This window comes from Marinomonas algarum, assembly GCF_020532605.1.
Lineage (GTDB): Bacteria > Pseudomonadota > Gammaproteobacteria > Pseudomonadales > Marinomonadaceae > Marinomonas > Marinomonas algarum.
This window is the reverse complement of sequence record NZ_JAJATW010000001.1, coordinates 295,284-308,795: the sequence shown is the minus strand read 5'-3', so window position 1 is coordinate 308,795 and position 13,512 is coordinate 295,284. Positions and strand designations below refer to the sequence as shown.

At 45.6% G+C, this 13,512-nt stretch carries 13 protein-coding genes; 4 read left to right on the top strand and 9 right to left on the bottom strand.

Annotation, left to right across the window (positions count from 1 at the left end; translation table 11 throughout):
• Positions 1-51 precede the first annotated feature (51 nt).
• Together LG368_RS01520 and LG368_RS01515 are read left to right on the top strand one after the other, a co-directional pair.
• The gene (locus tag LG368_RS01520) at positions 52-3,876 is read left to right on the top strand and encodes a YhdP family protein (RefSeq protein WP_226752952.1); all 3,825 of its coding nucleotides are present in this window, start codon (positions 52-54) and stop codon (positions 3,874-3,876) included.
• Positions 3,873-4,709, top strand: coding sequence for a carbon-nitrogen hydrolase family protein (locus LG368_RS01515; protein ID WP_226752951.1), 837 nt, complete (start codon positions 3,873-3,875; stop codon positions 4,707-4,709). The genes LG368_RS01520 and LG368_RS01515 overlap by 4 nt, the downstream gene beginning before the upstream one ends.
• Positions 4,710-4,804: 95 nt before the next feature.
• Here LG368_RS01515 and yjgA read toward each other — a convergent pair whose 3' ends face one another.
• The 9 genes from yjgA to LG368_RS01470 all read right to left on the bottom strand — a co-directional run bounded on the left by yjgA (position 4,805) and on the right by LG368_RS01470 (position 11,777).
• Positions 4,805-5,341, bottom strand: coding sequence for a ribosome biogenesis factor YjgA (gene yjgA, locus LG368_RS01510; RefSeq protein ID WP_226752950.1), 537 nt, complete (start codon positions 5,339-5,341; stop codon positions 4,805-4,807).
• Positions 5,342-5,347: 6 nt separating this feature from the next.
• Positions 5,348-6,700, bottom strand: a complete 1,353-nt coding sequence (mgtE, locus tag LG368_RS01505) for a magnesium transporter (protein WP_226752949.1) — start codon at positions 6,698-6,700, stop codon at positions 5,348-5,350.
• Between the two features lie 6 nt (positions 6,701-6,706).
• Positions 6,707-6,976: an HPr family phosphocarrier protein gene (locus tag LG368_RS01500; RefSeq protein WP_226752948.1), complete on the bottom strand. Its 270-nt coding sequence runs from the start codon at positions 6,974-6,976 to the stop codon at positions 6,707-6,709.
• Between the two features lie 8 nt (positions 6,977-6,984).
• Positions 6,985-7,434, bottom strand: a complete 450-nt coding sequence (gene ptsN / locus LG368_RS01495) for a PTS IIA-like nitrogen regulatory protein PtsN (RefSeq protein WP_226752947.1) — start codon at positions 7,432-7,434, stop codon at positions 6,985-6,987.
• A gap of 17 nt (positions 7,435-7,451) precedes the next feature.
• Positions 7,452-8,921, bottom strand: a complete 1,470-nt coding sequence (locus LG368_RS01490) for an RNA polymerase factor sigma-54 (RefSeq protein ID WP_226752946.1) — start codon at positions 8,919-8,921, stop codon at positions 7,452-7,454.
• A gap of 75 nt (positions 8,922-8,996) precedes the next feature.
• Positions 8,997-9,722: an LPS export ABC transporter ATP-binding protein gene (gene lptB / locus LG368_RS01485; protein ID WP_226752945.1), complete on the bottom strand. Its 726-nt coding sequence runs from the start codon at positions 9,720-9,722 to the stop codon at positions 8,997-8,999.
• A complete protein-coding gene (lptA, locus tag LG368_RS01480) occupies positions 9,723-10,232 on the bottom strand; it encodes a lipopolysaccharide transport periplasmic protein LptA (RefSeq protein WP_226752944.1) in 510 nt (169 codons plus the stop codon).
• Positions 10,216-10,794 carry an LPS export ABC transporter periplasmic protein LptC gene (gene lptC / locus LG368_RS01475; protein WP_226752943.1) on the bottom strand — a complete coding sequence of 193 codons (579 nt, stop codon included), beginning with the start codon at positions 10,792-10,794 and terminating at the stop codon, positions 10,216-10,218. Before lptC ends, lptA begins: the two co-directional genes overlap by 17 nt.
• Entirely contained in the window at positions 10,794-11,777 is a 984-nt protein-coding gene (locus tag LG368_RS01470) for a calcium/sodium antiporter (RefSeq protein WP_226752942.1), read from the bottom strand. Before LG368_RS01470 ends, lptC begins: the two co-directional genes overlap by 1 nt.
• 145 nt (positions 11,778-11,922) lie before the next feature.
• Between LG368_RS01470 and LG368_RS01465 the strand changes: the two genes are divergently transcribed.
• Together LG368_RS01465 and mlaE are read left to right on the top strand one after the other, a co-directional pair.
• Positions 11,923-12,732 (top strand): ABC transporter ATP-binding protein, encoded by an 810-nt coding sequence (locus LG368_RS01465; RefSeq protein WP_226752941.1) that lies wholly within the window; start codon positions 11,923-11,925, stop codon positions 12,730-12,732.
• Positions 12,729-13,511, top strand: a complete 783-nt coding sequence (gene mlaE, locus LG368_RS01460; protein ID WP_226752940.1) for a lipid asymmetry maintenance ABC transporter permease subunit MlaE — start codon at positions 12,729-12,731, stop codon at positions 13,509-13,511. The genes LG368_RS01465 and mlaE overlap by 4 nt, the downstream gene beginning before the upstream one ends.
• The last annotated feature ends 1 nt before the right edge of the window (position 13,512 follow it).

Sequence of the window (13,512 nt, the reverse complement as noted above, 5' to 3'; positions counted from 1 at the left end):
TAATGCACCGCGATGCTGAGCGGTGTTTCTTAATACTAACAAGGACCTAATATGGGTTGGTTGTTGAGAAAGTGTATTCTGTTTGCTTTTTGGGGAGCGGTGGCTTTCTCTGCCTTGTTGGCAATCTTTGCGCTCAGTGTCGGGCAGTTATTACCTTATCTTGACCACTATCGGCCTCAAATCGAAAGGAATCTACAACAAATCGTAGGGTATCCTGTTACGTTAACTCAGATAGACGGTCGTTTAGAAGGGATTGACCCCACCATTTCGGTTGAAGGTTTTACGCTCACGGCGAATGGTGACAAAGCCATTCGCATTGAAGAGATGCGTGTTCGCCTTGATACCGTTAAGTCCTTATTAAGCTTGAGCCCACAGTTTACTTATATTCGTTTTGTTCAATCTACTGTCGACTTACAGGAGCGTGATGGAATATGGCGTCTCAAGGGGGCGACACCCTCTCGCAATGTCAGCAGTGAGGTGGGGGTTGAGCGAGTACTGGATTATTTGGCAGCACAACGTAATTTCTCCCTTTTAGAAGCGAGTGTTCACTTAGACAGCGCTCAGCTGGGTGAGCATGTGGTTCGTATTCCTCAGATTTACCTTTTTCAAAAAGCGTTTGAGTCTTTGCTAACGGCAGAGGTGTATTTAGATGATGAAGCGGCCCCCATTCGTGTCAATGCCCGTCTTGATAAAACCCGTAGTCTGTTGGGTAATTATCGTGTAAAGGCGTCTATTCAAGCACCAAATCTATCGCTACCCCTTACTAGCTTGTTGAAAACCCATAATTTTGGATTGTCATCGGTTGAGCTGGGCAGTGAGCTTTGGCTTGATATACTCGTTGGCAAAGAGTTTGATGTGCAAACAAGGGACACGCATATCAAGGTGTCTTTTAATGATGGTGAGCAATATCAACTGCGTTCTGATCTAAAATTTCATTTCTCTCAAAACCGTCCCAGTATGCGTTTGGAAGCCAATGATTTGACGGTAGAAGACTCAGAGGGTAAACGTTACCCGATGACTGATGTCACGTTTGATTGGTCTTCATTAACACAGCGCGCAAACTTAGCCTTTGATCGTTTGGATTTGGCCGTATCAAACCAGATTGCTTCACGCTTTATTCCAGAAGCGAGTAATGCAGGAAAAATCTTAACGGGTTTGAGCCCCCAGGGCATGGCTAAAAATGGTGTTGTTCGATTGTGGCAAGAAGAAGGCATGCCATCGTTTCAGTTTATGAGTAACCTTCAGTCCGCTTCTATTCAAGCGCACAATGGCATCCCACGAGCGACCAAGGTTAATGGGGTAATCAGCTTGAGCAACGACGAGGGTTACGTGGATTTCTCTGCGCAAGAAAGCTTGGTGTATTTCGATACTGTCTATGACGAAGCATGGCAGACTGATCGTTTATCGGGTCATGTGAGTTGGCAAAAGCAACAAGACACCTTTTTAGTCGCTGGACGAGACCTTCAGGTGCAAAGATTGGGCGCCACTGTCGAAGGGGGCTTTCGTTTAGAAGTGAGACCAACCGAGCCAGATTGGATTGCTTTGGATCTTCATGGCACCTCTTTATCTGTTAATGAACGCTTAACCTATATACCTCCCAAGGCCTTGTCACCTGAGTTGAAGGCTTGGATTGAGCAAGCTTTTCAAGGCGATGGACAGATCCCCCGTGCGGATGTGCTTATTCATGGGGAATTGTCGGGCGAGGCCGTGCCACACGTTCGTGTTGCGTTGGATGTGGCGAACCTTGATGTCGAGTTTGACAAATCCTGGCCTGCGGCGAAGAAGGTACAAGGCTCGTTTGCACTCGATGCTTCGGGTGTATCGGTTCTTGTCGATTCAGGCTTTTTGCTTGATCTACCAGTGACAGGTTTATCAATTCATGTCCCGATTGTTGATGGCGCCGCACCTTGGTTACATTTAAGTGGCGATGTTAATGAAGAAGCTGCTACTGTTTTATCGACATTACGACAAACGCCGTTATCTGAATCCGTGCTAGAACCGTTTGAAAACTGGTATGTGGGCGGTCAAGTGAAGGGGCGTTATGATGTCTCCGTGCCTTTTAATGAAGAGGTTGAGCCCAATGTTCGATTAAGCCTTCAGTTTGAAGACAATACATTGGATATCAGTGACATTCAGTTAGCGTCGTATGTGCAAACCGGCCAACTTAACTTCGACTCGGATAAGGGGATTACCGACTCGGTCTTTGAGTTTCAGTCGTTGGGTGGTGTGTCAATGCTAGTACTGACGTCAAGCACGTCAGAAACCGAGGACTTGTCAGTCATCGGAGATTTATCTGGTTATGTTGATGTCAAGAAAGTGGCTGAGTGGAATAAATTGCCCAATGCTGGTGTGACGAAACTCGAAGGGCAAGCAAGTTATACGGGCCAATTAGCGATTAATCGTTCCCAACCAGGGCAGATAGACGTTGAAATAGACAGTCAGCTGTTAGGGGTGCGTGCCGCTTTACCTGAGCCATTAGGGAAAACAGCTGAGGTGATGACGCCTTTAAAAGTGAAAGTTAGGAAACACGAAAACGACATTGTGATCGATGTGGATTACGCGTCGATGACAAAAGCACGCCTTTTGCTGCAAAATGACCACTTTGTAGGGGGGGAGCTTTTATTAGGCAATAATGAAAACTTAGCCTTTCGTCCCTCCATTCCCAATGGTCTTATGGTGACAGGGGATTTTGAACGATTTTACGTGGACGATTGGTTGGCGGTACTGAGTGATGTGGAAGAGGAAGAAAAAGACACATCGCCCGCTGATGCGCCAATGAGTTTGTCTTTACCAGACTGGCTCAGTCAAGCCAATTTTATTGTTGACGAAGTGGTGGTCAACGAAGACAACACTTGGCACAACTTTAAGGTGAACTACACCGTGGCGGGAAGCCGTCATTTACTGATCAGTGCGGATGAATTAAATCTCTCATTAACCAATAAAGCGGGTTTGCCTGACGCCCATTTTGGCTTTTTAAGTTGGAATACCTCAACAAAAGCGGATTCGAATAATGAGGAGGCTGTTGCTCCCATTTCAGCTTATCAAATTCCAAACATGACCTTGTCGATTGATCAGTTTTATCTGAATGAGCAGCCCTACGGTGATTGGCAATTGAATGTTCAACAACAGGGCGGTGTGGTCCAAATTGATCCCATTCATTCTAAGCTTACGACGGGGCAATTTAACGGTAGCCTGATATGGCGTGACAAGGCGGAAGATTCCGAGGTGGTGTTGTCGCTCGCTGCGAAAGGGGCAGATTTAGCTGAGTTGACCGGGAAGTTTTCTAACGAGGCGTTTGTCTCGTCTAAACAATACAATATGGGCGTTGATTTGAACTGGAAAGGACATCCGTTCTATTTTGATCGAGCGTCTGTGTCAGGGCGCATTGCTTTCTCTGCTGAAGATGGCAACTTTAAGAAAATAGAAGAGCTACCTGCCTTTCTTAAAGCATTGGGCATTTTCAATATCGGTGCATTAAGTCGTCGCTTGTCACTTGATTTCTCCGATGTGTATGAGCCTGGTTTAACCTATGATACGTTTAAAGGGTCTTTGTCACTGGGTAATGGTCTATTAAGAACCGTCTCTCCGATTACCATTATTTCACCGACAGCGGAATTGGTTGTGGCGGGCGAAGCCGACATTGTGAATGAAACATTAAATGAGAAGTTAACTGCAACCTTTCCTATATCGGGTACGCTGCCATTGGCGGGGTTGCTTTTAGGAACACCGCAATTGGCCGGTATCCTATTCATTACCGACAAATTGATTGGTGATCAGTTATCAAAAGTAACCAGCGTTCAGTATAAAGTAGAAGGCTCTTTTGATAACCCCACAATGACCCCTATCCGTTATCAACCATTAGGAAAAACAAAATGATGAATACCCTAAACGTTGCTGCAATACAGTTGACCAGTACCAAAAATTGGCAAGAAAACGTGCGTGAAGTGACTCGTCTTGTTGAGCTTGCGGTTCAAGATAATGCGCGTTTAGTGGTGTTGCCTGAAAATGTGTTTTTGTTTGCGGGTCGAGAAATGCGCGATTTAGCCGAGTCTGATGATCAGGCTGAGTTATTGAAATGTGTGACGGAACTGGCGAAAAAACATAATATTTATTTAGTGATAGGGTCGCACCCTTCCTTGTTACGCCCCGATGGCGTGGAAGTGCCTGATGGGAAAGTGCGTCAGACTTGTTGGGTGGTGGACCCACAAGGTGAGTTTGTGGGACGTTACGATAAGATTCACCTATTTGATGTGACTGTTGATGACAAGGCCGCGTCTTATAAAGAGTCTGACGCGATTGAAAAAGGGGATTTATTGCCTCAAGTGGTGGATATTGATGGTTTTAAAATCGGCTTAAGCATTTGTTATGATGTGCGTTTTCCAGAGCTGTATCGGGCACTTACTGATCAAGGGGCTGACGTTTTTCTAGTGCCTGCGGCTTTTACGTATGTGACAGGTAAAGCGCATTGGGATATCTTGTTGGCGGCGCGTTCTATTGAAAATCAGTGTTTTGTGTTGGGGGTGGGGCAGTGTGGTTGGCATAGCAAAACGCGACAGACGTTTGGCCACAGTAGCTTGTATTCCCCTTTCGGTAGAAAGTTAGCGGGACTAGAAGAGTCACCAGGGTATTTTGTATATCGTATTGAGCGGGAAGATCTTGAGCATTGTCGAACAAAAATGCCTTGTTTGAGCCATCGTCGCTTAAAGTAATGGTGATAATAAAAAAATGCCCTTGTCACTTGTTAGGGCATTTTTGATCGTAGCAGCTTAATAAATTGCTCCGTTTGTTCTATTTTTCTGAGATGTTACTCTTTAAGACCAAGTCGTTTTTCTTCTGTTTCGCGTAAAAATCGAAAGAGCTTCTTACGATTAGTCGTGTTGGAGCCTTGAGAGACTTCTTTTTGTGACTGTCTGATGAGTTGTCTAAGAAGTTGAATCTCTTCAATATTCGGGTTCTCATCAAGGTATTGTGACAATACCTCTTTGCTATTCTCGCCGATCAGTGCGTCTCGTTTGGCTTCAAGCTGGTGAAACAGCTTGTTGTAAGCAGCGGACGTTGAATCAAACAAAGCAACGCGCTGAGCGATGGCCTCGTGATCTTCCGTACGCATTACCTTACCGATGTATTGCATGTGTCTGCGCATGGCTTCGTGTTGCTTAATGCGTCCTGCCTCAACAAACGCTTCTCTTAGCGTATCGGACATTTCAACTTTTTTAAGCTGATTTTTACTGAGACTTAGTAGCTTTTTACCTAGGTCTTGCAGAGCTTCCATTTCACGCTTGATCTGGGTTTTGCTCTTTGGTAAGTCTTCTTCGTTTTCAAATTGATCAAAGTTTGTCATGGGAACCTATATAAGAAAAATAGTCGCGAGTCCGAGGAAGGATAAAAACCCTACAACGTCGGTCACAGTCGTTAAGATGACACTGCCTGCCAGAGCGGGATCTATGCCAAGTTTTTTTAATAAAATGGGCAAAAGTGTGCCTGTTGTGGCGGCAAACAGCAGATTTATAATGATGGCGCCCGCAATGATATAGGCAATCTTAATGTTGTCAAACCAAAGCGCCGTTAATGCTGCAATCACGGTTGCCCACAGCAGGCCGTTAATTAACCCAACAATTAATTCTCTGTTTAACAGCCATCGGGTGTTGGTTGCACCAATTTGGTTGAGGGCAATTCCTCGAATAACCAGTGTCAGCACCTGTGACCCCGCAATACCGCCCATACTAGCAACAATAGGCATTAGAATCGCCAAGGCGACAACTTGGTCTAGGGTGTCTTGGAATAGACCAATGACATAGGAAGCAATAAAAGCCGTCACTAGGTTGATGCCCAGCCAAACTGCGCGTCGTCTGGTGGTTTTTAAAATAGGCGAAAAGGTGTCTTCATCATCATCTAAACCAGCCATGCTAAGCATAGAATGCTCGGCTTCGTCCCGAATCACGTCCACCACGTCATCGATGGTAATACGTCCTAATAATTTTTGGGTATTGCTGTCAATGACGGGAGCGGAGACAAGATCCATTTTTTCAAACAGCTGGGCGACTTCATTCGCCGGTGTTTCAGCGGTAATCACCGTGCACTCTGTTTCCATGATATCGCGCACGGTTAGATCAACATCAGAAACCAGTAATTTGGTTAAGGGTAGCGTGCCAAGTAGGCGGTCCGAACGGCTTACAACCAGCAGACTGTCTGTCATATCCGGCAAGGTGGCGTGTCGTCTTAAATAGCGGAAAACAATGTCTAGGGTGATATTGGGTCTTATGGTGATGGTGTCCGTGTTCATCAAGCCACCGGCGGAATCTTCCGAGTAACTTAACAGTGCCTCAACCCGCATTCTGTCTTGTGCGGTCATTGAAGCGAGGACTTCTTTTACAATGGTTTCAGGAAGGTGTTGCAATAAATCAGCAAGGTCATCGCTTTCAAAATGCTCAGAAACAGCAATAAGGCGCTCTGTGTCCATGTCTTTCATGAACTGAACGCCAATATCTTCGCTTAGATATTGAAGTACTTCACCTTCATTTTTATCTTCGATCAGCTCCCAAAGGAGTTTTCGCTCTTTAGGAGGAGACGATTCCAGTAGTCGAGCCACATCTTGTGCTGGCAGTGCACCATTCAGCAGATAACGGATTTGTACCGTTGTGCCCGCTTCTAAAGAGTCGGTGACTGTCTGTAAATGCTTAAGTGTGTTTTGCTCTGACATAACGTGTTACTCGTCTTCATCAAAACGATTATTGATCAAGGCTAAGATAGCAGTGATGGCAGCCTCTTCATCTTCACCATTCGTTTTGACGAGTATTTCTGTGCCTTTTCCTGCTGCCAGCATCATCATGGCCATGATGCTTTTGCCGTCCACATTACGACCCTCTTTTTCAATAGTAATGTCGCATGAGAATTGGGACGTCGTTTCAACCAATTTCCCCGCTGCACGGGCGTGCAAGCCGAGTTTATTAATAATGGTTACAGAAGCTTCTTGCATACTTTTCCTTATATCAAAGCATCGAAGACGGTAAATAAATCGTCATTTGTTTGTGCGGCGCGCAGCTTATCCAGTGCGTCAGGTGACTGCGCTAATTCAGCAATTTTCGCCAAAGTGGATAAGTGTTGATCGCATTCTTGGGGCGGCACAATCAGGGCAAAAATCAAATCCACTGCTCGTTTATCAATTGAATCAAAATCGATGGGGGTCTGCAGAGACATAACCACAATCGCAGTTTGGTTTGCTGACTCCAATCGACAGTGGGGGATGGCGATGCCATTACCAATGCCTGTACTGCCAAGCTTCTCTCTGCCTAACAATGCGTCGTAAATGGCTTCGTTATCACAATGCAGACGATTTGATACAACATCAGCGATGCTTTCAAGAACACGCTTTTTGCTAACAATGTCCTGTTGTGCGAGAACAAGTTCCGCTTTTAATAATGATTTCAATGACATGATAAAATAGTATCCGCTTAGATCAGTCGCTTTCGCTCATTGGAAGGAGGGATGTTCATCGCCTCACGATATTTGGCTACAGTACGTCTAGCAACTTGTATGCCTTGATCGGCTAAAATAGCCGCTAATTTATTATCACTTAAAGGTTTCTTGGCTGGCTCATCTGCGACAAGCTTTTTAATCATAGCGCGTATCGCGGTGGATGAACATTCTCCCCCAGAAGCCGTGTTAACGTGACTGGAGAAGAAGTATTTAAGTTCAAAAATACCTTTTGGTGTGTGCATGTATTTCTGCGTGGTTACCCTAGAAATAGTCGATTCGTGCATGCCAACTTCTTCAGCAACATCGTGTAATACCATGGGTTTCATGGCTTCTTCGCCCAGCTCAAAAAAATCAATTTGGCGACTAACAATGCAGCTGGCCACTTTAAGCAGAGTTTCATTTCGACTTTGTAAGCTTTTAATAAACCACTTAGCTTCTTGAAGAGACGTTTTAATGTAAGTGGCGTCTTCGCCTGTGGCGGCAGTACCGGCCATAGCCGAGTAGGTTTCGTTGATTTTAACGGGAGGCAGGGCGTCATTATTCAGTTCGACTTGCCAAGTGCCATTGCGTTTTTTCACCGAGACATCAGGAATCACATAATCTGTATCATCTGCGTCAATCACGGAACCCGGACGAGGGTTGAGTTGTTGTATCAGGTCAACGACTTCTTTGAGCGCTTCGTCTTTAAGCTTGGTTTTACGGCTAAGTTGCGTGAAATCTCGATTGCCTAAGAGTGCCAGATAATGATTGATTAAATTGTAGGTGCTCTTATACAAAGGATGGGTGTTAAACGCTTCTAGTTGAACCAATAGGCAATCACGTAAATCGATTGAGCAGACGCCAATAGGGTCAAAACGCTGTAGACGGTGTTGCACAGCCATGACTTCTTCAATATCGAGGTCATCAAGCTCTGTGCTCAGTGACTCACAAATGTCGTCGGTTGAGATGCTGAGGTAGCCGTCCGGTTGCACACATTCAATAATGGCGTAAGCAATCTCTATGTCTCTATCTGACATATGCGTTAAATTGAGTTGCCATATTAAATGGTCTTGAATGCTTTCAGAGGGTGCATTGCGGCTTTCAAAATCGCCATCGCCTTCATGGCTATGATGATCGCTTACCGCTGCAGAGCTTTGATAAGTGTCATCCCAGTTACTGTCGATAGACAACTCTTCAGGAATGCTTTCTGTCCACTCAGATTCGACTCGAGCCTCTTCATTGTTGTCCGCGGGTGTATCAGGGGTGCTTTTGGACTCGATGCTTGCCGGTATGTCAATATGTAAGCCCTCATCGTCATCCAGCTCTAATAGCGGATTGGACTCAAGGAACTCATGGATCTCTTGTTTTAAATCCAGAGTTGAAAGTTGCAGTAAACGAATCGCTTGCTGCAACTGAGGTGTCATGGTCAATTGTTGACCGAGTTTAAGCTGTAAAGACTGCTTCATAGAGCAACACTTTTTATTTGGGTGAATTGGAACGAGTTGTGCATACTACTCCCTTTCTACAGTGATGATAAGGGGTTACAGACGGAAGTCGTCGCCTAAATAAACTTTTTTAACCTGTTCATTATTTATCACTGTGCTGGCATCACCTGATGCAATGATGTAACCGTTACCAACAATGTAGGCTTTATCGCAGATGTCGAGCGTTTCTCTGACATTGTGGTCGGTAATGAGAACGCCGATACCGCTTTCTTGAAGATGTTTAATGATCAGCTTGATATCACCGACGGATATGGGGTCGACCCCAGCGAAAGGTTCGTCTAGCAAAACAAACTTAGGGTTCATCGCTAACGCCCTTGCAATTTCTACTCGACGACGTTCGCCACCGGACAGCGCCATACCTAGGTTACTGCGAATGTGCGTGATATGGAACTCTTCCAGTAATGTTTCAAGGCGTGCTTTTTGCTGTGATTTATTCAGTTCCTTGCGTGTTTCTAATATGGCAAGGATATTGTCTTCAACAGACATTTTTCTAAAAATAGAGGCTTCCTGAGGTAAGTAACCGATACCCTTTTGTGCGCGAACATGCATGGCGTCACGCGTGATATCTTGGCCGTCGATATAAATGCCCCCCGCATCATTCGTCACCATGCCGACTATCATATAAAAACACGTGGTTTTACCCGCACCATTTGGGCCCAGTAGGCCAACAGCTTGTCCGGATTCTACCGCAATAGAAACGTCTTTTACCACTTGGCGCTTTTTATAGCTTTTGGCGAGGTGCTTCGCTTCTAATAACGCCATCTATTTCTTTTCCTCAGGTGCTTGGGGTTGCAGCGTCATAGATACGCGTCCGGTGTCCTGTTTTTCTGCGCTAAAAGTACCATCTTGTATCATGTACAAAATGGTGTCGGCGGTGATGGTGTTATCCAATCGACTGAGGTAGCCATCGCCAATAATTTGCAGTTCTGACTTGGTCGTAGAATAGTAGATTTCGTTGCCTTGTGTGATCACAATGTTGCCAGCCCAGTCAATCTGCTGACTGAATTTGGCTGGCGTGCCTTGCGCTTCTAAACGACTAAAAGTGCGCGTTTCAGGGTTGGTTAATACTTTTAGATATTGCGCTTGAATCTCGATCGAACCTTGTTTTACAAAAACATTTCCTTTGTAAATGGCTTCTCCCGAGTTCTGGTTAAAAGACGCTTCATCAGCTTGAATTTCTAGGGGTTGACTGGTGTCATCGGGCAAAGCAAAGGCGCTGTGGCTGCAAATAATGGCGGTTAATAAGGCCCCCGCGCTAACGAATTGTTTCATATTTTCCTCGTACAGATCCTGTCATTAAAACTTCCTCTGAGTGAAGGTAAGTGGTTATTTCCTCAGCGGAGGTCTCTCCTTGAGTGGAGAGTAGGGCGGCATTGCCATAACTTGTTAACGTTTGATCTTTATCGAGATAGTGTACGTTATCTGCGACTAAACGTATGTCATCCGATCCTAGGTGCTGCTTTGTGGCGGTCGCATTTTCGGTCAATAAAATATCATTACTGCCATCTTCAATTAGGCCTTTATCCGCTTGAGCCTGCCACTTTCCTGCTTCTATGCGTCGCTCGACGCTGGGCTTTTCGAGAATCGTTTTGGCCTCAGCGATGTAATGCAGGGTTTGCTCAGCGTTTAAGGTTTCCACTAAGGCGCCTTCTTGGTCAAATTTTTTGACGGTGACCTGAGTAATGAAATAATCCGGTGAAGTGCTTAAAACGCTCGTCGGGACCAAATTGGTTGTTGTGTTGGCGCCAAACCAAAAAGCCGAAGAGACGACGACTGCAACAATAATGGCCAAAGCAATTTTACCGAGGCTGATCTGGCGTTCTTTAGGTTGCATTACAAGGTGCCACTTGTGCTAACAGTGAATAGGTAGATGCCGTAAGAGGCAATCAGCGGCAAGCCAATCCATTTAGGGACACTACGGTTTTTCGTTTTCCCAAAAATAAACACGGCCAGTGCAAGAGCAACGGTCAAACCCAATACCCACGGGAAATCACGGCTGATGACACTGGCATTCACCAAGCCAGGCGCAATCAAAGCAGGCAATGGCAGTACGGTGGCAAGGTTAAAAATGTTTGAGCCTAGGATGTTTCCTATTGCAATATCATGATGCCCTTTTCTAACACTGCTTACTGACGCGGCCAATTCTGGCAAGCTGGTACCAACGGCAACAATGGTTAAACCAATGACTAATTCACTAACGCCCAGCGCTGTTGCAATACCGATCGCGCCCCAGACAAGCAATTTAGAGCTACCAATTAACACCGCAAGGCCCACAAACGCGATGATCAATGATTTGCCAACGGAGGCGTCTTCGTCATCGGGAAGATTGTCTTGTAATTCCGCCTCTAGGTCTTTGCTGCTTCGTAAAAGAATGGTTAAAACAACAATAAAGCTGATAACCAATACGATGCCATCAACGACGCTTAATGTTTGATCGTAAAGTAAGAAGCCACTTAACAAGGTAATGCCGAGCACAAGAGGAACCTCTTTTTTTGCTAAGCCCTTGGCAATAGGAATAGAAGAAAAAAGAAGCGTAACACCCAGTACCAAAGCAATATTCGCGATGTTGGACCCTAATACATTACCTACTGCAATTTCAGGTGCGTTGTCGATTGCGGCGATGGCTGAGACCACCATTTCAGGCGCGGAGGTACCAAAAGCGACCAAAGTGATCCCGATGACCATGGGGTTAACGTTAAGCTTTTCAGCCACAAGAGCCGCGTGTTCAATGAACTTGTCAGAACTCATAACCAATAAAATCAGCCCCGCGATCAGGGCAATGGAAAACAGTAGCATGGTGTTGGTATAACTCATCATATTAGGGGCTACCATTTAATGAGGTTTGACGTTGAAATTCAAGGTTTGATCGTACAAACAAGTGGGAATTAACAGGGGTTGATTTTCTTTGATGAAGGGCAGTGGTAGTATTTAGCGGTTTTTACAAGGACTAAAAGGTATATCAGTGACAGAGACTTATATCAAAGTGGAGAATGTACGTTTTTCCCGAGCGGGTCGTACGATATATGAAAATGTATCGCTTTCTATTCCACGAGGAAAAATAACCGCTGTCATGGGGCCAAGTGGAACCGGCAAAACAACGCTCTTGCGTCTAATAGCTGCTCAGCTAGCGCCCGATTCAGGACGCATTTTAGTTGATAATCAAGATGTACATACGCTCTCTCGTACTGATCTGTACAAGGTTAGGCGAAAAATGGGCATGCTATTTCAGAGTGGTGCGTTATTCAGTGATATGTCAGTTGCTGAAAATATTGCTTTTCCAATGGAAGAACATACCCAGTTGAGTCATGACACGATCTCGCAAAGAGTGTCAGATAAACTGCACAGTGTTGGCTTACGTGGTGCGGCTGATTTGATGCCTTCGGAACTGTCTGGCGGCATGGCGCGTCGTGTGGCGTTGGCAAGAGCCATTTCTCTTGACCCAGAACTGGTCATGTACGATGAACCCTTTACTGGGCAAGACCCCATATCAAAGGGGGTGCTGGTGTCTCTTATTCGACAGTTGAATGATTCTGCAAATATGACCTCTGTGCTGGTGTCTCATGATGTAGAAGAGTCTTTATCCATTGCTGATCATGTTTGCATTTTGTCCGGTGGGCGGGTTATTGCTGAGGGGACAGCGGAGGCGATTCGTGCTTCTAACGACCCGCAGGTTAAGCAGTTTTTAAATGGTGAGCCTGATGGTCCGGTACCTTTTCATTATCCGGAGAAGGGCGGTGATTTAGAACGCGATCAAAGAGGGGTAGCGTCATGAAACCTATCGTTGCCTTAGGGACGTCTTTTCTTGACTGGCTGGAAGCGGTGGGTCGAGCGGGCATTTTTCTGGTGCAGAGTATTTTTCGTGTTCCGGTCAGACTAAACGAGGCCATTAACCTACTAATCAAACAGTTATATTCTGTTGGTGTTTTGTCCTTGGTCATTATTGTGGTGTCTGGGGCCTTCATCGGTATGGTGCTTGCCTTACAAGGTTACAGCATACTGGCCAAGTTTGGGTCAGAGGAAGCCGTGGGGCAGTTGCTTGCGTTGGCTTTGCTTCGGGAGCTTGGTCCTGTTGTCACCGCTTTATTATTTGCAGGTCGAGCGGGTTCCTCTTTAACAGCAGAAATTGGTTTGATGAAGGCGACCGAGCAGCTATCGAGCTTTGAAATGATGGGGGTAGACCCACTTCGTAGAGTGATTGCGCCGCGTTTCATTGCGGGCGTTATTTGCCTGCCCTTGTTGAGTATTATTTTTTCTGCGACTGGCATCATGGGCGGTCTAGTGGTATCGGTCAGTTGGTTGGGGGTTCATGATGGTGCTTTCTGGTCGTTGATGCAGCAGTCTGTTTATTTTGATACTGACATTATGAATGGCTTTATTAAGGCCGTGTGCTTTTCTGTTGTGGTGACCTGGATTGCGGTTTACCAAGGTTATGAATGTGTGCCTACCTCTGAAGGGATTGGTAAAGCGACGACTCGCACCGTGGTGTTGGGTTCATTGGCGATTTTGGCGTTGGATTTTGTGTTGACAGCTGCCATGTTTGGAGATTTTTAAA

Bases quoted from the DNA above. Each gene is read 5' to 3' on its own strand.
- LG368_RS01470 (WP_226752942.1), bottom strand. From the start codon at position 11,777: ATGATGAGTTATACCAACACCATGCTACTGTTTTCCATTGCCCTGATC.
- lptC (WP_226752943.1), bottom strand. From the start codon at position 10,794: ATGCAACCTAAAGAACGCCAGATCAGCCTCGGTAAAATTGCTTTGGCC.
- lptB (WP_226752945.1), bottom strand. From the start codon at position 9,722: ATGGCGTTATTAGAAGCGAAGCACCTCGCCAAAAGCTATAAAAAGCGC.
- mgtE (WP_226752949.1), bottom strand. From the start codon at position 6,700: ATGTCAGAGCAAAACACACTTAAGCATTTACAGACAGTCACCGACTCT.
- LG368_RS01515 (WP_226752951.1), top strand. From the start codon at position 3,873: ATGATGAATACCCTAAACGTTGCTGCAATACAGTTGACCAGTACCAAA.
- ptsN (WP_226752947.1), bottom strand. From the start codon at position 7,434: ATGTCATTGAAATCATTATTAAAAGCGGAACTTGTTCTCGCACAACAG.
- LG368_RS01500 (WP_226752948.1), bottom strand. From the start codon at position 6,976: ATGCAAGAAGCTTCTGTAACCATTATTAATAAACTCGGCTTGCACGCC.
- yjgA (WP_226752950.1), bottom strand. From the start codon at position 5,341: ATGACAAACTTTGATCAATTTGAAAACGAAGAAGACTTACCAAAGAGC.
- lptA (WP_226752944.1), bottom strand. From the start codon at position 10,232: ATGAAACAATTCGTTAGCGCGGGGGCCTTATTAACCGCCATTATTTGC.
- LG368_RS01520 (WP_226752952.1), top strand. From the start codon at position 52: ATGGGTTGGTTGTTGAGAAAGTGTATTCTGTTTGCTTTTTGGGGAGCG.
- LG368_RS01490 (WP_226752946.1), bottom strand. From the start codon at position 8,921: ATGAAGCAGTCTTTACAGCTTAAACTCGGTCAACAATTGACCATGACA.
- mlaE (WP_226752940.1), top strand. From the start codon at position 12,729: ATGAAACCTATCGTTGCCTTAGGGACGTCTTTTCTTGACTGGCTGGAA.